Here is a 20001-nt window from a genome sequence, read left to right as displayed (position 1 = left end):
CGTGACTGTGGCCGGGGAAGGGGGACACCCCGTGTGGCTCGGTAGCTTTGCCATCCGGGCCTCCAGATACTGATTTTGAAGCTTCTGACGCGAACATCACGATTATCAGCATCGGGTTTGTTTCGGTAGGATGGTCTTTACAGGTGGTTCAGAGGGCAACTCCAGTATCTACCATGGGGTAGTTTCTACTCACGGATGAGCGCCGCGCGGAGTCCCACAGCCTGCTTCGGTAAGCTGTACATCCTTCGGTAAGCTGTACAAAATTAACGGTAATTCGGTACTAGTCGCGGGCCAGCAATGCGACACGCCGAGTAAGTGCTTCTTATCTTTGTCTGTAAGTATCTGGTATGAAAACATCTGTATAGCTATCAATTTAATATGTACTCCTCGCAACTCTGGGGGTATTGTTGCTCAAACCCGTCATAACCGTTATTATAGTAGCTTGTTCCTACCGGGATATGCGCGATGACCGACCGACGACCGATGACCGGACGCGACTGAACAGACGATCGTATCTGCGGACTGCCGGAACAGTGGGTGCTGCCCTCGGTACGGGTAGCTTACTCTCCGGAATCGCTACTGCTACCGAGATACATCTCGGCGAGGAAGGACTTCAGGATGGAGATGACGCTGGCGAATACCTCGCCAATCATATCGGCGACAACAGGGAGATCGTCATCCCCGCCGGGACCTACCAGTATTCGACGAGAGCGTTTACCCGCGGACACAGCTCGGGCTACGCTGATCTCGTCGTTCGTGGCGAGGGCGAGTTCGGTGACGTCGTTTTCGAGCATCCCGACGGCTATAGCTTTTCGGAGGTAATCGCTGCTAACGGGGGTGATGTCCTCGTCGATAACATCGTCTGGCGTGGCGTCGCTGGCGGTAATGGGAACGTAACCATCCGAGCGCACGGCGGTGACGAGGTGACGCTTCGGCGGATCGCGCGCCCGGACGGGAGCAACGACCACGGGGAAGGTGTATACGTCCGGCCGGAGCACGCGGGCGTAGCTAACTTCGAACACTGCTGGCTGGAGAACTTCACTGACAACGGTCTGTACGGCAGTGCACCCGCTGGCTCGCACGGCAATGACGGCGCGGTCAACGTAACCGGTGGTCTCTACAAGAACAACAACATCGCGAATATCCGTATCGGTGGCTCGAACTCGACGATTGAGGGGGCAACGGTCGTTCTGACGGATGAACAACGGGGTCTATGGGGATCCAGTCGGGCGGTTAACATGCGCGGGATCTGGGTGCGCGAAGGAACCGGAAGTAACGGTCACGACATCACGATCCGGGACTGTGATGTTTACAACGAACTCCCCTACGCTCCGATCGAGATCCACCCCCGGAGCGGGGGCGGTAGCGGCGTCGTCGAGGATACACGGGTGTACAACGAGGGAGGGGCTGCCTCGATCCGCCACCGTGGCGGGGACTGGTCGGGACAGGACAACCACGCGACAGGCTCCGGAAACCTACGGATAGAGACCGGGACCAACAACTGTGAGGGACCGCGATGTGACATCGCTTCGGATACTCCGAGAGTACCGATCGGCGACCGTGAAGGGGGTCCGGCGACGGCCGAACTTCCCGACATGGATCCCCACCTCGTGACGTTCATAACCGCCGAGGACTCCCCGGTTTCGGAGTACCGATTCGTCGCCGATGGCCCGATTGACGCCCTCTCGGACACGCCGTACGACAGTCCGAGCGGAAACGCTGTCCGCGCAACAAGCAACTACGAGATCACGCGCGAGGACGACGAGCACGTCGCGGAAGGAAGCTCTGCAAACGGCTACGGTGACGCCTTCGAGGTGTACGGTGCGATCAGCGAGGCCTCCGTGGACTCCGAAGACATGGTGATCGAACTCGATGGTGACCGCGTCGACGCGGACGAACTCGTCGAGCGAACCCAACCAGAGGAAGCAGACGATGACGAGACCGGGGGAAATTACGACGAGACGGACGGTAGCGACGATACCGATGGGGACCCGTCACCGGCCGACGATGAGCAATCCGACAGCGACGACGACTCGCTGTCAAACGTCATCGTCGTGGATGGTTCCGCAAGCGACGACGTGAGTCAGTACGTGCTCACGGTCTCCGGCGAACTCGAACGCAGCGAGGCCCATACCTCAATCGTCAACGAGGGGCTTGCGTGGGATGCGTTGCCATCCAACGTCTCCGAAGACAGGGCGATCGGCGTGGTCGGAGAAGGTGCGGACGGCTATCGCTACACCGGTAACGTCATCAGCGTGGAAGTCCGGGGCAATGCTGCGCTTCGTATCGATCGGGAGGGATAGCATGAACGGAACACCTACCCCTTCGACGGGACCGGCTCTCGATCCCTGCACGGATCACACAGGGGGTGCCTGACCGTGGCCTCGAACGAGTGGGAGACCGTCCCGATGGATCCCGATCCCGAATCGGATCTCGGCTACGATCCGATCGATTGGGAAGTCGTCTCCACCGATACTGGCGGGCGCGAACAATTGCTCTTTCTCCCCGCTGACGAGGACGCCCTGCGGTCGGATGCCTTCATCGTCGCCGAACGGTCGGCTGTGACCGACATGGTTGAGAACCGCTGACGACCTGTGGCCTGTGATTCGGTTGCCTCCAGCCCGTGGAACCGGTGTACGAGAACACGGTAATCCCGGCTTACCCGTCGAAACACGGCTATAACAAAGCGACGCCATCGCCTCTCGCCGATAACGCCTCGGCGGGCGTGTGACCACGCATGGATTCACCTGATACTCACGCGACGACCAGCGACGAACAGCGGACACCACCGAGTCGGCGTTTACTACCCCAGGGGGTGACCGGATGACCGGCGCACAGTACGGCCCGGGCATCGACGTTCAGCCCAACGTCATGATCGGGACACCCGGCGAGGAGGGCGACCCACCCGCTTTCGGCACTGACGCGACGATCCGATCCGGGACGATCATCTATTCGGGCGTCCAGATCGGCGACCGGTTCCAGACCGGACACAACGCCGTCGTGAGGGAGCGGACGGCGATCGGCGACGACGTGACCGTTGGCACGAACGCGGTAATCGACGGGAAAACGACGATCGGTTCCTCGGTCAGTCTGCAAACTGGGGTCTACGTCCCGCCGTACACCGATATCGGCGATCAGGTATTTCTCGGCCCCCACGCCGTCTGTACGAACGATCCGTACCCGGTTCGGCGTGACGACGGGCTCGTCGGGCCGACGCTCGAAGATCACGTCTCGATCGGTGCGAACGCCGTACTGCTCCCCGGCGTCACGATCGGCGAGGGCTCCTTCGTCGCCGCAGGTGCGGTCGTCACGGAGGACGTCCCGCCCGAGACGCTGGCGGTTGGCGCGCCCGCCGTTCACAGGGAGTTGCCGGAGCCACTCGACGGAGGGAACCTGATCTAATGAGCCGAACGATGCCCGGACAGCTGTACGACCCCGCCCACGGGGACCGACCGACAGAGGAACAGCGCCGCGCGTTTCGGTCCGGCGAGATACCGGTCGCCGTCTACGGGCTTGGCAAAATGGGACTCCCGCTCGCGAGCGTGTACGCAGAGACCTGTGGGAACGTGATCGGAGCCGATATCGACGAGGACGTCGTGGCAGGAATCAACGACGGTGAGAGCCATATCAAGCGCGAGCCGGGTCTTGACGAACTCGTGGCAGAACTCGTTGGCGAGGGGGCGTTTCGAGCCGTCGCGGAGCCGAGTGAAGCCGCCCGCGAGGCCACGGTCCACGTAATCATTATTCCCACACTGTTGACCGACGATCACGTCCCCGACCTCTCGATCCTGCGGAGCGTCGTCGATGATGTCGCATCCGGGCTCTCCCCGGGCGATCTCGTCGTTGTCGAATCGACGGTCCCGCCCCGGACCTGCTCGGAGATGGTCTATCCACGGCTGCAGCGAGAGAGCGGGCTGACGGCTGGCGAGTTCGGCCTCGCTTTCTGCCCGGAACGTACCGCGAGCGGGCGGGCGCTCGAAGACATCCGCGGAGCGTACCCGAAAGTCGTCGGCGGAATCGACGCTGAGAGTACCCGTGTTGCAGGACTCATCTACGAGGAGATCAACGAACGGGGGACGATTCCCGTCTCCGATACGACCACTGCGGAGGCGGTCAAGGTGTTCGAGGGCGTCTACCGGGACGTCAACATCGCGCTGGCGAACGAACTCGCCCGGATGACGGACGAACTGGAGATCGACGTCCGCGAGGCGATCGAGGTTGCGAACACCCAGCCGTACTGTGATATCCACGATCCCGGTCCGGGCGTCGGCGGGCACTGTATCCCCTACTATCCGTACTTCCTGATCGAGGGGCTAGAGACCAGAAACCGCCTGCTCAGGACTGCCCGCGAGATCAACGACGAGATGCCCGCGTTCACAGTGAGAAAGCTCGCCGAGGAACTGGCGAGCGAGGGGAAGAACGTGGCGGACGCTCGGGTCGCCGTGCTCGGACTCACCTACCGTCCGGGCGTCGAGGAAACTCGCGCGAGCCCGGCGATCCCGATCACTCACCGGCTTGCAGACCTCGGTGCGGACGTCCTGACGATCGATCCCATGCTCGATAACACGGGCGAGTTCGCTGGCGAGCAGGTCCCCCTCGAAACGCTGTACGACCACGACCTCGATGCCGTGGTTCTCGTCACTCCTCACGATGAGTTCGACGCGATCGACTGGACTGCGTTCGAGCGCCCGCTCGTCGTGATCGATGGCCACGCCACGCTCGATCTTGCTGGGACCGATCACCGTCGCTACGCGATCGGGACGGGGCGGCCGCGATGAGGGGACGACTGCAATGATCGACGACCACCCGTTCGCGCTCTGTCTCACGCACGACGTGGACCGACCGTACAAAACGTACCAGTCGGTCTACTACGCGCTTGCCGATCGGGACCCACGACAGCTGCAAAGCCTGTTTCCGGGCCGAAACCCGTACTGGCAGTTCGAGCGGCTGATGGAGATCGAGGACTCGCTCGGCGTCCGGTCGGCGTTTTACTTTCTCGACGAGCAACACCTGCTGCGGGACCGTCCCGTCCGCGACTGGTTCGAGCCCGACAACTGGATGCGATATATGGGCCGGTACTCGCTCGACGACCCGGCGATCGTCGACGTCATCCACGAACTCGATGAGGGGGGATGGGAGGTCGGACTGCACGGCTCCTACGAGTCCTACGACGACCGCGAGCGGCTTCGCCGGGAGAAAGCCCGCGTCGAATCGGTACTTGGGAAGCCGGTTCGGGGTGGTCGCCAGCACTATCTCAACCTCGACGTCCCCGAGACGTGGCGACATCAGCGGGCAGTCGGTCTCAAGTACGATACCAGTCTCGGCTCCAGTCAGAGCTACGGGTTCCAGTACGGCGACTCGATCCAGCGCCCCTTCGACGACGAGTTCGTCGTCTTCCCGCTGACGATCATGGAGGTGGCTCTCCCGGATCCCACGAAGCACTTCGAGGAGGCGTGGGCCGAATGCGAGCGTCTCCTCGCGGAAGCAGCCGACCGCGGCGCAGTGATGACGATCCTCTGGCACCCGCGGTACTTCAGCCGACGTGATTTTCCCGGCTGGGGTGCACTCTATCGGCGTATCATCGAGAACGCGCTGGATCGCGGGGCGTGGGTCGGCCCCCCTGTCGAGCTGTACGACCAGCTCGACCATCCGACCGACGACCGATTCGACGAGCCCACCGGTGACCGACTCGACGAACAGGTCGACGCGGAACCCGAATCAACCGTCCACGAATCGGCGGAGTAGTCGCCGCAGCTTCCGCGGTAAGAACGCGATAACAAAGGATAGCTGTGGTCGATCATAGACAGAATCAGCAGTATGCAAATTGAGGAGCTTACTCTCGATGACTGGAGTGGTGCCCTTCCCAAGGAGGGGATCGAAGTTTTTCACACGCCGAGCGCGCTGTCGGTAGTTGCCGACCACGCGCCGGGCGAACTACGACTGTACGGCGGGTTCAAGGGCGAACAGCCGGTTGGGCTCTTCCCCGTGGTCGTGCAGGATCGTCCGGTCGGGCGCGCCGTCTTCTCTCCCCCGCCGGGAATGGGTATCCCGCGGCTGGGCCCGATCGTCATGCCGACCAGCCCGAAACAGCGAAAACGGGAACGAGTCAACCGCCGGTTTACCGAGGCGGTACTGGAGGAGATCGAGGTCGACGACTCGCTGACACTGTTTCGGTCGATCTGTACCGCCGAGTACACCGATCCGCGACCCTACCGGTGGGCAGACATGGATGTCGAGACGAAGTTCACCTACGTGCTCGACCTCGATGACCGCTCGCCGGAGGATGTCCGCCGGTCGTTCAGCAAGAGTCTGCGCCGCGAGATCGGCGATGGTGAGGAACTCGACCTCCGAATCGAGCGCGAAGGGGTCGAGGGTGCTCGATCCGTGTACGACGCGACCCGACGTCGCTACGAGGAGCAGGGCCGCGAGCTCTCGCTCGACTGGGACTACGTCCGCGACCTCGTGACCCAGCTCGAAGACCGAGCGCGCGTCTACGTCGCCCGGACGCCCGAGGGGCGATTCCTCGCCGGAATCACAGTATTATACTCGAACGACGCGGGCTACTTCTGGCAGGGCGGGACGCGAACGACCTACCAGGGCGTCGAGATCAACAGCCTGCTTCACTGGCACGTCATCCGCGACATCATCGAGGATCCTCCGATCGATTCGATCACTGGCTACGATCTGATGGGGGCCAACACCGAGCGGCTCTGTCAGTACAAGAGCAAGTTCGGCGCGGAACTGGTACCGTACTACGTCACCGAATCCTCGGGCGCTGGGATGGAGGTGGCCAAACGTGCCTATCGGATGGTGGCAAAATGATTCGGAGGAGTACAATATGAGTCGCTACGCTGAGGTTGACGTCGTTGAGACGAGCGCGGAAACCGTTGAATCTACCCCGAACACCGATCTCTCGGTGTTGAACCTGGTGACGACCGAGGAGGCTCGCTTTTTCAAACAGCAGGTTTCGATCCTGGAGGAACTGGGTGTCTCGTCGACGACTGTCTCTGTGCCCGACGAGCGCGTCACCGGAGAGGGTGCGCTCGCGGGTCGGTCCACGGTCGATTACCTCCGATTTCTCCCCCGGGCGATCAGGGAGTCGTTCGGTGAGTACGATCTTATCCACGCGAACTACGGGCTCACCGCGCCCGCAGCAGTGCTCCAGCCGAACCTGCCGGTGGTTATCTCGCTGTGGGGGTCGGACCTGTACGGCCGGTTCGGCCCGATGAGCAAGCTCTGTGCCCGTCTGGCCGACGCGACGATCGTCATGTCCGAACAGATGGCCACGGAGCTGGGCGGTAATCCGTACGTTATCCCGCACGGGATCGACCTGGAACGGTTCCAGCCCGCCGACCAGCAGGCTGCTCAAGAGGACCTCGGCTGGGATCCGGGGCGAAAGCACGTCCTCTTCCCGTACGCAAGAGGCAAGTCGGTGAAAAACGCGCCACTGGCCGAGCGCGTCGTCGCCGCTGCGCGAGAACGACTCGACGAACCGATCGAACTTCAGTTCGTGACCGGGGTCTCCCACGATGAGATGTCGATGTACATGAACGCGGCGGACGCCCTCCTGTTAACCTCCGACCGGGAGGGGTCGCCGAACTCGGTCAAGGAAGCGATGGCCTGTAACCTGCCGGTCGTTGCGACGGACGTCGGGGACGTTCGCCAGCGACTGCGCGGCGTTCATCACTCATTCGTTGCTCACGATGACGCCGATCTTGTGGACTGTCTGGTCTCCGTGCTCGACGCCGACGTGGAATCGAACGGCCGAGACGTCATCGCGGAACTCCGAATCGAGCAAATGGGCGAGCGGCTGCTCTCCGTGTACCGTGACGTTCTCGACGAGTGATCCCAATGGCAACTACATCCAAACAGACCGACCCGGCCGACACGCGTACGAGGAAAGTGTTGCTGGTTCTCGGCTTTCTCGCGCTGACCATCGGCATCGTTGCGGCCCGAACCAGGCCTGCCACCGGCTACGAGATCTCATTCTATGCCAGCACGCCGACACTCTTCTGGATCGGTGTCGGTCTCGCGGGGATCATCGGTACTGTGGTTGGCTTCGGGTCACCGCAGTACAGGCGAGTGTGGCAGGGATCGATCCTTCTGACCGGTTCTGCCGTGCTCTCGGTAATTGCGTTGCCCATCTTCCGTGGGTTCCATTTTTATGGTCCCGGTGACGCGCTGAGCCATCTCGGCTGGGTCCGGATGATCGAATCGGGCGCACTCCATCCTGCAAGTTTACGATATCCTGCCGTCCATTCGATCGCTACGATGCTCTCGAACGGCGCAGCACTTCCGGATACACACGCACTGATGCTGACTACCGTCGTGTTCTTCGCGCTGTTCCTGTTGTTCGTTCCGCTGTGTGTCGCCTCGATCACGAACTCCGGGCCAGCGATCCTGATCGGAGTCCTCTCGGGGCTTCTGTTGTTGCCGATCAACAACGTCGGCGTCCACACGACGGCTCATCCGACCTCCCAGACGATCATGTTCGTGCCGGTCGTCCTGTACTTGCTCTTTGGCTACGTGCGCGACCGTGGAGAACGCTATCCGATGGGATCGGTCTCCGGTATCGGGTTACTGCTCGGACTCTCGGCTATCGCGACAATGTTGATCCATCCACAGCAGTCGCTGAACCTGCTCGGGGCTTTCTTGCTAATCTCCCTCGTCCAGTACGGCTACTCGACGTTTCGGGATCCGGAACACCCGATCAACCAACAGCGATTGCTGTACGACCAGACAGCGCTCTTTACGCTCCTGTTCCTGCTGTGGGTCCCACGCCTCGAACGTGTTCGTGTTGCCGTCGTCGATATTACGACCGGCCTCATCACGGGCGGGACGCCTGGCACAACCGTTGCTGGTCGAACGGTATCGCTGGCTGTCCTCGGGGGGAGTCTCGAGGAGATGTTCGTGAAGCTGTTCAGTATCAGCCTGCTCTATGTGATCGCTGCGGGCTTGCTGGTTCTCACGTTACTGGTCGGCAAGCTCAGGCGCGTCGGTCCGAACGGTCGTGCGTTCATCCAGTATCTTGTGGTCGCTGGGATCCCGGCAAGTGTCTTTTTCGTTCTTTTCCTGCTCGCCGACGCCTCCGATCAGTATTTCCGATACTTCGGGTTTGTGATGGCTCTCGTCACTATCCTGGGTGCCGTGGCAGTCACTATCTCGATCGATCGCTTCGGTGACCTCGGTGCGAAGCCAGTTCTCTCGACGGGACTCGGGCTGATCTTTGTCCTGTTCCTCGTCATGCAACTGATCTCATTTCACCCGTCACCGTACATTTACCAGCCGAGCAACCAGATCTCGGACGGACAGATGAGCGGCTACGAGACGGCGTTTGACGACCGTGAGGAGGACGTCCAGTTTGCTGGCATCCGTTCCGGCCCGCGACGGTACGTCGACGCGTACTACGGAACGAACTCCCCGACCGCCGAGACGTTCCCGGGGAGCCGTGAAGTGATTCCGGAAGAGGAATTCAACGATAATCTCGCAGGGGCCTACGACGAACGGACCTACATGCCAGTGGCCTCGGCGGACTACGACCGCGAGGTCGGTCTGTTTCAGGAACTTCGGTATTCCGAAGAGGGTTTCCAGCAACTGGAGCAGAATACGGAGGTCGACCGCGTACAGTCTAACGGCGAGTTCGAACTGTATCTGATCGACCCCGATAACACCGACGGGTAGTCCCCAGACACAGACTGGCGTGTTCCACGCCAGTCCGGCACGGTAGCACGTCCATAACAAACCACAGACGCAGCCTCGTAGGCGTATGGACGGATCTCACGACACTTCGAGCCGGGCGTCCCCATCGACAGAGGGCACCCCACCGTCGGTGATCGACGACCGGACCGTGCTCGTCACCGGCGGTGCGGGATTCATCGGTGGCCATATCGCGGCGAGACTGGCCGCGGAAAACGATGTTCGTGTTCTCGATAACCTCTCGACCGGCAGTACCGACCACCTCCCGGCCGAGGTCGAGTTCGTTCAGGGGGACCTCCGGGACAGTTCGGCGCTCGACTGGGCGACCGACGGCGTCGACGTGATCTTCCATCAGGCGGGACTGGTGAGCGTCGACGAGTCGATCGAGGAGCCGGTGCGCAGCCACCGTACGAACGCGACCGCGACCGTCGAACTGCTCGAACGTGCGCGTCAGGAGGACGCACGGATCGTCGTCGCCTCTAGCTGTGCTATCTACGGCGACCCCGAGCAGACGCCGATTGCGGAGGACGCCCCGAAACGTCCGAAGTCGCCGTACGCCGTCGACAAGCTCGCGATCGATCAATATACCAGAACGTTCGCTGAGCTATACGATATCGACGCCATACCGTTGCGGTATTTCAACGTCTACGGTCCGGGACAGACCGGCGGCGAGTACAGCGGCGTGATCACCGCATTTCTTGAACAGGCCCGATCCGGAGAGCCGATCACCGTCCACGGTGACGGTGAGCAGACCCGTGACTTCGTCCACGTCTCGGACGTCGTCGATGCTAACCTGGCTGCTGCAACGACCGACCACACCGGGCGGGCGTACAACGTCGGGACGGGAACGAGTACGTCTATCCGCAAACTGGCTGAACTCGTCCGTGACGTGGTCGGATCCCGCTCCGAAATCGTCCACCGCGACGCCAGACAGGGCGACGTCCGGCATAGTGAGGCGGATCTCTCGCGCGCTCGTGAACTCCTCAAGTACGAACCCACGATCTCGCTCGAAAACGGGCTCGCCGAGCTCGTCACAGGTAGTCGATAAGAACGGCACGCTCTTTTGTGGTGTTCTGACGTCGGTATTCCCCGTGGACGCCTGGCTCCTCACGTCCGTTCACCGAAGCGACGTGTCGCTTCGGGCCGTCACTCACCCTGTTCGTGACGACGCCGCACAAGCGGACGGGGTGGGATTCGAACCACGCCAGGACGTGCCCGCTACGCTGCGCGCGACCTGTCTACTTCGAATCCCACGTGGACGCTTGGCTCGTCGCCTTCGCTTCTCGCACAAGCGGACGGGGTGGGATTCGAACCGGAGCAAGACTCGCTTTGCTCGTCTTGCAGGGCTCGAATCCCACGAACCCGTGCCACTCCTCACGTCCGTTCGTCGTGTCACGGAAGGGGTGGGATTCGAACCACACGAAGCCGTAAGGCCCCCACCGAGATGGTGGTGCTCTGCCACTGAGCTACCCTTCCAGTACGTCGCGGCGACATGGCCCCGTGCCACAGCCGCTATCCGATCTGTTGGTCGATCGCTGTATTGTTATTCTGTGGATACTGTCCGTATCCTCTTCATACCGGCACTCAGCCGATCTCTCGCTCTTCTAACTCCTCGTTTTCCACCATATCGAAGATCATTGCGAGGACGAGCATCAGCGTACCAAGCAACACGACTGGGAGCGAACTCTCGCGGTCGTGCTTGCGACGACGAACCACCCCGACCACGTTCCGAAGCCCCCTGAAAATCCCCACGAAGCTCGCCGCCGCACCGATCCCGTAGAGCAGGACAAGCGGGTGGAAGTTCCGTGTTAGGTACTTGACGCGCAAGCGCCACAGGAAATTCGAGAGCAACATGAGCGAGACTCTCGGAATATACTCCAGGTACGAGATGTGGCTCTCCTCGTCAGCGTACCGGCTTGGTACCGGGACGTCCGCGACCCTGAGCTCCGCGGCGTTTAGGTTGACGAGCAGGTCGTTGCAGTACCCGTAGTACTCGTACATCTCGTCGATTTCGACGGTCTCCAGCGCGTGGAGCGAGATCGCGGTGTAGCCGTTCTGTGGATCGCCAATGGTCCAGTAGCCGCTGGCGATTTTGGTGAGGAATGAGAGGATAGCGTTCCCGACGAGTCGGAACGTCGGCATTTCTTCGCGGTGTTCGGGATGTATCAATCGGTTACCCTTGACGTACTCGGCACGCTCCTCGACGATCGGATCGAGCAAGCGATCCAGCATGTCGGGATCCATCTGTCCGTCGCCGCCGACGACCGTCGTGATGTCGACCTCGTCAGCTCTCGCGTGCTGGTAGCCGGTTTTGATCGCGCCGCCGACTCCCTGATTCTCCTCGTGCTGGATCGGAACGACGTGTCGGTCGAACTGGACACCGCCGTCCGCGAGCGCCTGCTCCGTGTTTGCGTTGCGTCGGTCCGCGTGTGCCTGTATCTCTGCCCACGTCCCGTCCGTTGAGCAGTCGTCGACCGCGTACACCCGATCGACGTACTCGGGGAGCGTATCGATGACATCGCCGACGAAGCCTTCCTCGTTGTACGCCGGGACGACGACGCCGATACTATGCTCTCGGTACATTCTGGTCGGTGGGGGGAACGGTAGTACGGACGATTCGGTTCATCGTACTCTCCACGAGGTGGGAGCGTCTCATTGTTATACTGACCTTGTTCCGGATATTGGCTCTCTGATTGCGAACAATCCGCCAGCAGCAGTTGTGGCTACGTCGGAATCCCCTCTGCGGGCAATTCGTCCATTTCAGGGCTCCGTACTCCGTATTGGAATGAGAATAACGATCCTACGAAAGGAAAGTAGCGCTATAACAAAGGTCGCAAAGCGGGAATGGACCGTAACGAACGAGAGATGGATACGAATACCTTCCAAGGACTGAGAACAGCCCTGATTGTCCTCGTCTGCATTGCCTGTGTCACCGCGCTCGCCCCGCCCGCGACCGCGGGGACGACAGGTGACGATGCTGACGATGACACCTACGTGGTCACTCAGGGCGACGAAGAGTTCGAGATCACACCAGTCGGTGACGGAACCCAGACCGCAGAGGAGTTCTACGACTACCGGACACCCGAGACCCACGACTACCCCGACTACCTGTATAGCTCGTACGGGACGACCGAGTACCAGAAGGACGACGCGAGCATCCTCATGCTCCACGAGGGCAGTGATGGGCTCAGCCTCGTTCTCGTCCACGATAAAGTGGATGGCGACACACGCGGTGGATCGCTCACGATGCAGATCGATGGATTGCCCGAAGATGGCGAATGGGTCGTCGAAGACGATGCCTACAGCGAAAGTCACTACGGAGGCCCGCTCGACACGTTCGACCACGACGACACGTCGAGCCGGATCACCTGGATCTGGACGGAAGGACGAACTGACGGTGGCGCGTTCAACGGTGGTCTCGACGATGGTGACTGGGAGATCACGATAGAGCCGTACTTCAACGAGGAGGCGGACTACCGCTATGAGGATCCCGAGGGATATGACGGACAGCTCGATGACTGGAAACTGATCTCAGGGGCCGGTGACTCTCACACGAGTACATCTCTACCGAGCCTCGACGAGCCGATCACGATCACTCCGGGTGGCGTGCCCGAGCTCTCTGTCTCCAGTCTCACTGCGTTCCCATCGACAGCCGAACCCGGTGAAACGGTCGAGATCAGTACCACCGTCACAAACGTTGGAAACGCCGACGGGGAGTTTGAGGTCGAGTTCACCGGTGAGGACGAACTGATCGACACAGAGACGGTTTCGCTCGAGGCAGGTGAGAGCACGCAATTAACGACAGAGGTGACATTCGAGGAGCCCGGTAGCTACGAACTGGGCGTTGAGGGGACGACTACGTCGGTACAGGTGCTTGAGGAACCCTCGAATGGGGTGGGAAGCGAGAACGGTACTGACACCAATGGTAACGAAACCACCGTCAACGGAAACCATTCCGAGGGGAACGGTGACGAAACCGGCACACAGGGCCAGACTGGCGACGACGGACTGCATGGCTTTGGCGTCCTCACGGGCATCGTCGCGCTGGCGGCCCTGATCGGTATCAGTTACGCTCGTCGGAATCAGTTGTAGACCGAGAGCAGCTCTCTCTGGTGAGCTTTTTATACAAAATCGAACAGGGGGCGGCTCACTGCAGCTTGGTTCGGGGGCTGTCTCAGTTCGACGACGAGACGCCGAACCGTGTGACATGGTGTGCACTAAGGCTCGCGTCGGCCGACCCATCGAGGCTCCCTCTGCCGTCGAGGACTACCAGTGGTGGATCGAACACGGACCAGTCGAACTCATCGAACACATCGTGGTCGGTTACTACCACCACGGCGTCGAGATCCATCTCGCGGACGTGATCTACCCCCGCGAAGTAGATGTCCTCGAATGCGGACGTATCCTCGACGAGCGGGTCGACACCGACAACCGTTGCCCCGAAGCGTGCCAATGTGTTCGACAGCTCGATTGACGGGGCGGCCCGCGTCTCGCCGACATTTGGATGATGGGATAGTCCGAGCAACAACACGACGGCGTCTTCAATGTGGGTATCGGTGGCCGCCAGTTCGCGGACGAGTGCGTTTGCGAGGTGTTCGGGCATCGACTCGTTGACCTCTCTGGCTGCTTCGATTAGCGGGGTCGACGACGCACACTCGTTGATGAGATAGTATGGCGTGTCCGGGAGATCGTACCCCCCGGTGCCCGGTCGCGGGTCGGGGACGTCACAGCGCGGGTGTGTGTTCGCAGCCTCGATTGCGCGAGGTATATCGGTGCCGAGTTCGTCGGCCAGTCCCGCCAGTTCGTTCGCCAGCCCGATCGTGACGTCCCGGTAGACGCTCTCGACGACGCGGGCGCACTCGGCCACTGTGCTGGTATTGACCGTGACGACCTCCGAAACCCGGAGTTCGTCGTACACCACCGCGGCGGCGAGGGTACTCTCGGCGTCGACGCCGCCGACGATCTTCGGGTAGCTACCGCGCATCTCGCGGAGGGATCTCCCCGGGGTAGCACGAGACGGACAGGCCGCAACCCCGAACTCGTCGGCGTCGAGATCGCTCCCGGCCAGCAGGATCGGCTGGACGATATCGCGGCACGTTCCGGGGGGGACGATCGATTCTACCAGTACGAGGTCCCCGGAATCCAGAGCGGGTGCGATGTCCCGGAGCAGCGTCCTGAGCTCGGAGAAGTCCGGCGCGTTATCCGACCTGATACCGGTTTCGACAGCGATAACGTGGACGCTCGCTTCCTTCGCGACCGCTCCTGTTCTGGTGGTCACCGAGAGCGCATCCGCAGTTGTGGCCGTTCGGACGAGCGAGGGAAGCCGTGGTTCGTCGTCGACAGGACACTCTCCATCATCGATACGAGCGACACGCTCTTGATCGTTGCCGACCCCCACAACGTGGCCTGTGGTACTGGCGTAGACCATCGACAGTGAGAGACCCAGTCGACCGAGGCCGTAAACGGCGACCGGTACCTCGCCGGACCGGAACGCCGCGCGCTGCTGATCGGGCGTCGCGCTGCTACGGTATAACCGCGAACACTGGGTATCCTGAAGTGTCTTCGACATCGCTACTGGATAACCCGTTCACCCCCGAGAGCGACGGTCTCGATCTCGCTTGCGACCCTGAGAGCCTCCAGCCCGTCCTCCCCGGTAACGACCGGTTCGGTTCCCGTCCGGATCGCCTCGGCGAAGGCAGCGAGCTCCTTTTTCAAGGGTTCACCGTTCTCGACAGTCGGATGCTCGACGATGTTCTCGTGCCGATACCGGAGGTCTCCGTTCTCTTCGATGTACTCCGGCAAGGAGTGACGGTGAATCTGAATCGACCGCGAGATGTAATCGACGTACACCTGACACTCACGGGCTGTAATCGTCATCTCACGGACCTTCTGCTGGGTAATTCGACTGGCCGTCAGGGTCCCAAGCACGTCGCCGAACTCGACCGTCGCGGTAACGTGCTGGTCGTCTGCGGTTGCACTCGCATGTGTGACATCTCCGTGCTCGTCGAGCAGGGACAGCAAGACGTCGATATCGTGAATCATCAGATCGAGCACAGGACTCGTTCCGATATCACGGTCAAGTGGCGGCCCCAGCCGTCTGGCGTCGACCGCGAGTACGTCGAGATCCGGAACGATATCGACGAGCGCCTGTATCGCCGGGTTGAACCGCTCGATATGGCCGACCTGCAGGACGAGGTCGTGTTCGCCAGCGAACTCTATTAGTTCCTGTCCGTACTCCGGTGAGTCGACGATCGGTTTCTCGACGAGAACGTGGGTCTCCCTCCTGAACGCCGTCATCGCCGTCTCGAAGTGATACTTCGTCGGGACGGCGATCGAGACGGCATCGACTCGATCGAGGAGTTTCTCGATCGAGAGTGCGGTCGTTTCGTAGTCCGATGCGACACTCGTCGCGGCCTCCAGATCCGCGTCAGCAACACCGACTAGCTCAGTCGTTGGGAGTTCCTGGTACACACGCGCGTGGTGTCGGCCCATGCTCCCAACGCCGATAACGCCGACGTCGATCGTATTCGTACTCATGATTGTGGTATCTAGCTGTTATTCGTAGCAGGACTGTACGACAGTGGTTATCGAACGCACGTCGTCGATCGAGAGTGCAGGGTGAACGGGCAGGGACAGCACTTCCCTTGCGGCTTGCTCAGCAACTGGCGCGTCCGTTTCGACGTGGTCGTAGGCTGGCTGTTCGTGGATCGGTGTCGGATAGTAGACACCGGTACCGATCCCCGCGTTATCGAGATATGACCTGAGGCGGTCCCGATTCTTGCACCGGATCGTATACTGGTGATACGCGTGTCTTGCATACGCAGGTTCAAAGGGCGTCGCGACCGCGGGTTGGCTCCGGAGTCGTTCGGTCAGTATTCGGGCGTTCTCCCGGCGCTTTGCGACGTACTCGGGCAGTTTCTCGAGCTGAGCGAGCCCGATCGCCGCCCCGATGCTCGTCATCCGGAAGTTGTGACCGAGTTCGACGTGTTCGTAGGTATCGCTCCGTCCGTGGTTGACGAACTGGGCGGCACGCTCGGCAACGTCCTCTCGGTCAGTCGTGATCATCCCTCCCTCACCGGTCGTCATGTTCTTCGTCGGGTAAAACGAGAAGCAGGCTGCATCGCCGAACGACCCGACCCGTTCCCCGTTGTAGGTAGCTCCATGTGCCTGTGCGGCGTCCTCAACGAGCAGTAGATCGTGCTCGTCCGCGAGCGCTGCCAGCGGCTCGATGTTTGCGGGCAACCCGTAGAGATGAACGGCGAGGATCGCGTCGATCGTCTCGCCCTCCGCGTCGAGCAGCTCTGTGACTGCGTCCGGATCGAGGTTGTACGTTTCGGGATCGATGTCGGCAAAGACCGGCTCCGCTCCGGCCAGTCGGATCGCGTTCGCACTTGCCACGAACGAGAACGGCGTCGTGACGACCCGATCCCCCTGACCGATTTCGAGTGCCTCGAACGCCGCATGCAGGGCGGTCGTCCCGTTCGAGGTTGCCACCGCGTGCTCGACATCACAATAGTCGGCGAACGCCGATTCGAACTGCCTGACGGTCGGTCCATCGGCGACCATTCCACTGTCGATCACGTCGGCGACTCGTTCTGCCTCGACCCTGCCGAGATCGGGGTCTGCAATCGATATGTTCGCCATTACGGCACCTCACTGCACACTGTCGGTTTGCTGTTTGTTCTGTGCAATACTGGATTATTGAAAATCGAGATGATGGTCTGTAGCATTATTACTCCGGTCTCGGGAACTATGACATAGTTGCCTACCTGCTACCTTTGTTATAGACGGGTTGTACGTCAGGTAGCGCGTGTTTTCCCGGCAGACGGTGGATCAGCGGGCACCGAACTCCCTGGGATCGATCGGGAAATCGCTTCGTATCCTGCCTGCCCCGGTCAAAGACTGCATATTTTCCATCGGTTCGTTTAGCCAGTCTGTAACAAAGTAACGAATAGCTGACCTGCAACTGTAGAGGGTCAAAAGCGCATGCGGGGGATATGACCAGTATGAGACGAAACTAATGTCCAGAGCTGACCGTGACGAGTTGTCACAAGATGTAGTGTTTGATCTGCTGAGTAGTCCACGGCGTCGATTCGTGCTGTACTACCTGAACCAGGTCGATGAACCCGTAACTATCGGCGATCTCGCCGACGAGGTTGCGGCCTGGGAGAACGAGGTCGACGTCGAGGAGTTATCGAGCCAGCAGCGAAAGCGCGTCTACGTCTCCCTGTATCAGACACACGTTCCGAAGATGGATGATGCCGGGATCATCGAGTACGACTCCGATTCCGGAGACGTTGTGCTGTCCGATCAGGCCGTCGATATCAGCGCGTATCTATCGCGGGACGAGGAAGAACAACCGTGGCAACAGTACTATCTCGCGATTGCGATCGTCGGCGGCCTCTTTTACGGTGCGGTGGCACTGGGTCTCATCGGGGGGGTCTCGCAGTTCGCAGCCGGGCTGATCATCATTCTTGCGTTCGCAGTCACAGCGATTGGCCACCTGATCACCACACAGCGACGTGGGGACGGACTGTCCTCGGAACTGATCGACAAGCGGAAGTAGCCTGTTCTCTGCTCGGCACGAACTACTGAGTGTCTTCACTGACGGCTCCCCGATTCTTCTCAGGTCCAGAACAACCGGGGTGTCCCTCCTCGGAGGGGGCGATCGACCCCAGGGAGCAGGAAGCCTCCTGCGGGACCTCGGCCGGAGCAGTAGTCGGAGGGCGGAGGCATGCGAAAGCACAGAACAGGCTCACAGCCAGTGCCCGATCAGATTTCGTCCGACGAAGCCCCCACCGAGATCGGTCTGTAGACGTTTTGTGATCCTCCAATTGACGAGACCCAAAAGCAGTCTGGAATCACGTGTTCGTCAGACAGGGTGAAACAGAAGAGTAATTCACGGGTGAACCTAGTCGGATGCGACGGGGCTTGATCCCGAGGCGATTTACGCGCCGTCGACGGTAATCCAGAGGTGGTCGTCTGCTGTCTCGGAATCGGCGTCCTCTGGTGCATCGCCTTCATAGAGGTAGTAGTTGAGCCGGATGTTCTCGCCCGCCATGGGTGGCGAGATCGTGGTCTCCTGTGTCGCGCGCTCGCCAGGCTCCGGAGTGAGCTGTACCCGACCGAGTTCGGCCTCTTCAAGTACGGCTAACTCGTCGCCGTCCTCCTCGACATGCTGGGCCTCGATGACGACCGTGTACGTCGACGATTCCGTGCCGTCGCTGGTGACGCCGACGATCATCTCGGCGCTCTCACCGGGCGGGATTGCCTCCGGATACTCTCCGGCGACGAGCTCTCCGTCGTCGGTTTCGGTGAGTAGCTGGACCCCGGTCGAGCCCACTTCCGGCTGGGGTGCGGCCAGTCCGTATGCGACCGTCCCCATCGCTACGACGACGCTTATCAGAAGAACGACGTTGAGAACGCCGTCGACAGGGCTATCCTCCGGGAACAATCCGGTATCCGCTGAAGCGCCTGGATACACAAACCGTTCTTCTTCAGGGAGCTGGACGCGCCGGACGACCGCGCCGATCATTACGATGACGATAAACCCGGCGAGAGAGATCAGCACCGGTCCAGTGGAGAACCCCAATGGCGTTGTCGCCAGAACGAGACCGAACAACGGCAAGAGTACGACGCTTATCGCGACTGCCAGGGCAAGCCGCTCGTACCACCCGGGGACACCGGTCCCGACCAGTCCAACCGAAGACGTTTCATCCTCAGGTCCCGCCTGTGTTTCGTCCGCCATTCCAGGAAACACGAGCGAGACGAGCGCGTACCCTGGCAAGACGAGGAGGATGGGAAGTCCGAGGATGGTTCGAATGACTCCGCTGATGTCGGCAACGTAAAGCAGTGCCCCAATCACGGCGACGTAGCCGATGACGAACGTCGCATCTGCAGAGCCAGCGGTAACTAGCTCTCGGGCCTGCTGGATGGCTGATCTGTTCTCACTCATCGACGATACCACAACCGAGTACAGGCCACTAGGTCGGTTCTACACTCTCGCTGTACTGAACTGGCTCCCCACATTGATCGCTCGTCTGCGAAAGTGGTGATATTGGTTTTTTGTTATTCCCCTCCTATGATCGTATTGCCGTTCAGAGTACGCAGCTATGCGCTGGTTGCCCGTTGTTCGATCGACTCCCTCCTTGTTCACGTGGTGGTTCACGGTCAGCACTGGTTGAGGAAATCGGTGTCGTTGTGATGGGGTGGTCGGTGCACATCTGGATCGTTCGACATAGACTCAGTATCGTTCACGCCACGAAAATACCCAAAACCAATGTAGTGAACTGATCGGTATTGCTT

The 20001-nt window shown here is 60.8% G+C and carries 16 protein-coding genes and 1 tRNA gene; 11 read left to right on the top strand and 6 right to left on the bottom strand.

Annotated features, from left to right (window positions below; translation table 11 throughout):
• The first annotated feature begins 458 nt into the window (after positions 1–458).
• The 9 genes from AArcS_RS08980 to AArcS_RS08940 all read left to right on the top strand — a co-directional run bounded on the left by AArcS_RS08980 (position 459) and on the right by AArcS_RS08940 (position 10744).
• Entirely contained in the window at positions 459–2303 is a 1845-nt protein-coding gene (locus AArcS_RS08980) for a hypothetical protein (RefSeq protein WP_238477085.1), read from the top strand.
• A gap of 75 nt (positions 2304–2378) precedes the next feature.
• Complete coding sequence (locus AArcS_RS08975; protein ID WP_238477084.1) at positions 2379–2588, top strand: hypothetical protein; 210 nt, start codon at positions 2379–2381, stop codon at positions 2586–2588.
• A 283-nt stretch (positions 2589–2871) separates the two neighbouring features.
• The gene (locus AArcS_RS08970) at positions 2872–3402 is read left to right on the top strand and encodes an acyltransferase (RefSeq protein ID WP_238479993.1); all 531 of its coding nucleotides are present in this window, start codon (positions 2872–2874) and stop codon (positions 3400–3402) included.
• The gene (locus AArcS_RS08965) at positions 3402–4778 is read left to right on the top strand and encodes a nucleotide sugar dehydrogenase (protein ID WP_238477083.1); all 1377 of its coding nucleotides are present in this window, start codon (positions 3402–3404) and stop codon (positions 4776–4778) included. The genes AArcS_RS08970 and AArcS_RS08965 overlap by 1 nt, the downstream gene beginning before the upstream one ends.
• A 13-nt stretch (positions 4779–4791) precedes the next feature.
• Positions 4792–5745, top strand: a complete 954-nt coding sequence (locus tag AArcS_RS08960) for a polysaccharide deacetylase family protein (RefSeq protein WP_238479992.1) — start codon at positions 4792–4794, stop codon at positions 5743–5745.
• Positions 5746–5817: 72 nt separating this feature from the next.
• Positions 5818–6822, top strand: coding sequence for a lipid II:glycine glycyltransferase FemX (locus AArcS_RS08955; RefSeq protein ID WP_238477082.1), 1005 nt, complete (start codon positions 5818–5820; stop codon positions 6820–6822).
• A gap of 16 nt (positions 6823–6838) precedes the next feature.
• Positions 6839–7846 carry a glycosyltransferase gene (locus AArcS_RS08950; protein ID WP_238477081.1) on the top strand — a complete coding sequence of 336 codons (1008 nt, stop codon included), beginning with the start codon at positions 6839–6841 and terminating at the stop codon, positions 7844–7846.
• A gap of 5 nt (positions 7847–7851) precedes the next feature.
• Positions 7852–9681 (top strand): hypothetical protein, encoded by a 1830-nt coding sequence (locus AArcS_RS08945; RefSeq protein WP_238477080.1) that lies wholly within the window; start codon positions 7852–7854, stop codon positions 9679–9681.
• Between the two features lie 85 nt (positions 9682–9766).
• A complete protein-coding gene (locus tag AArcS_RS08940) occupies positions 9767–10744 on the top strand; it encodes an NAD-dependent epimerase/dehydratase family protein (RefSeq protein WP_238477079.1) in 978 nt (325 codons plus the stop codon).
• A 347-nt stretch (positions 10745–11091) separates the two neighbouring features.
• Here the strand turns inward: AArcS_RS08940 and AArcS_RS08935 are convergent.
• Positions 11092–11172: transfer RNA gene (locus AArcS_RS08935), tRNA-OTHER, on the bottom strand.
• 108 nt (positions 11173–11280) lie between these two features.
• Entirely contained in the window at positions 11281–12279 is a 999-nt protein-coding gene (locus AArcS_RS08930; RefSeq protein WP_238477078.1) for a glycosyltransferase family 2 protein, read from the bottom strand.
• Between the two features lie 261 nt (positions 12280–12540).
• Here AArcS_RS08930 and AArcS_RS08925 point away from each other — a divergent pair, with 261 nt between their 5' ends.
• Entirely contained in the window at positions 12541–13788 is a 1248-nt protein-coding gene (locus tag AArcS_RS08925) for a CARDB domain-containing protein (protein ID WP_238477077.1), read from the top strand.
• 82 nt (positions 13789–13870) lie between these two features.
• Here the strand turns inward: AArcS_RS08925 and AArcS_RS08920 are convergent, their stop codons facing one another.
• Genes AArcS_RS08920 through AArcS_RS08910 form a run of 3 tightly spaced genes read right to left on the bottom strand, consistent with a single transcriptional unit; the run spans position 13871 to position 17340 of the window.
• Positions 13871–15265 carry a nucleotide sugar dehydrogenase gene (locus tag AArcS_RS08920; protein ID WP_238477076.1) on the bottom strand — a complete coding sequence of 465 codons (1395 nt, stop codon included), beginning with the start codon at positions 15263–15265 and terminating at the stop codon, positions 13871–13873.
• A 2-nt stretch (positions 15266–15267) separates the two neighbouring features.
• Positions 15268–16233, bottom strand: coding sequence for a Gfo/Idh/MocA family protein (locus AArcS_RS08915; protein ID WP_238477075.1), 966 nt, complete (start codon positions 16231–16233; stop codon positions 15268–15270).
• Positions 16234–16251: 18 nt separating this feature from the next.
• The gene (locus AArcS_RS08910; protein ID WP_238477074.1) at positions 16252–17340 is read right to left on the bottom strand and encodes a DegT/DnrJ/EryC1/StrS family aminotransferase; all 1089 of its coding nucleotides are present in this window, start codon (positions 17338–17340) and stop codon (positions 16252–16254) included.
• A 376-nt stretch (positions 17341–17716) separates the two neighbouring features.
• Between AArcS_RS08910 and AArcS_RS08905 the strand changes: the two genes are divergently transcribed.
• Positions 17717–18262 carry a DUF7344 domain-containing protein gene (locus AArcS_RS08905; protein WP_238477073.1) on the top strand — a complete coding sequence of 182 codons (546 nt, stop codon included), beginning with the start codon at positions 17717–17719 and terminating at the stop codon, positions 18260–18262.
• A gap of 381 nt (positions 18263–18643) precedes the next feature.
• Here AArcS_RS08905 and AArcS_RS08900 read toward each other — a convergent pair whose 3' ends face one another.
• Positions 18644–19651: a DUF1616 domain-containing protein gene (locus tag AArcS_RS08900; protein WP_238477072.1), complete on the bottom strand. Its 1008-nt coding sequence runs from the start codon at positions 19649–19651 to the stop codon at positions 18644–18646.
• Positions 19652–20001: the final 350 nt, after the last annotated feature.

This window comes from Natranaeroarchaeum sulfidigenes (assembly GCF_017094485.1).
GTDB classification, from domain to species: domain Archaea; phylum Halobacteriota; class Halobacteria; order Halobacteriales; family Natronoarchaeaceae; genus Natranaeroarchaeum; species Natranaeroarchaeum sulfidigenes.
The sequence above is the reverse complement of the archived record's forward strand: the minus strand, read 5'-3'. Positions and strand labels throughout refer to the sequence as shown.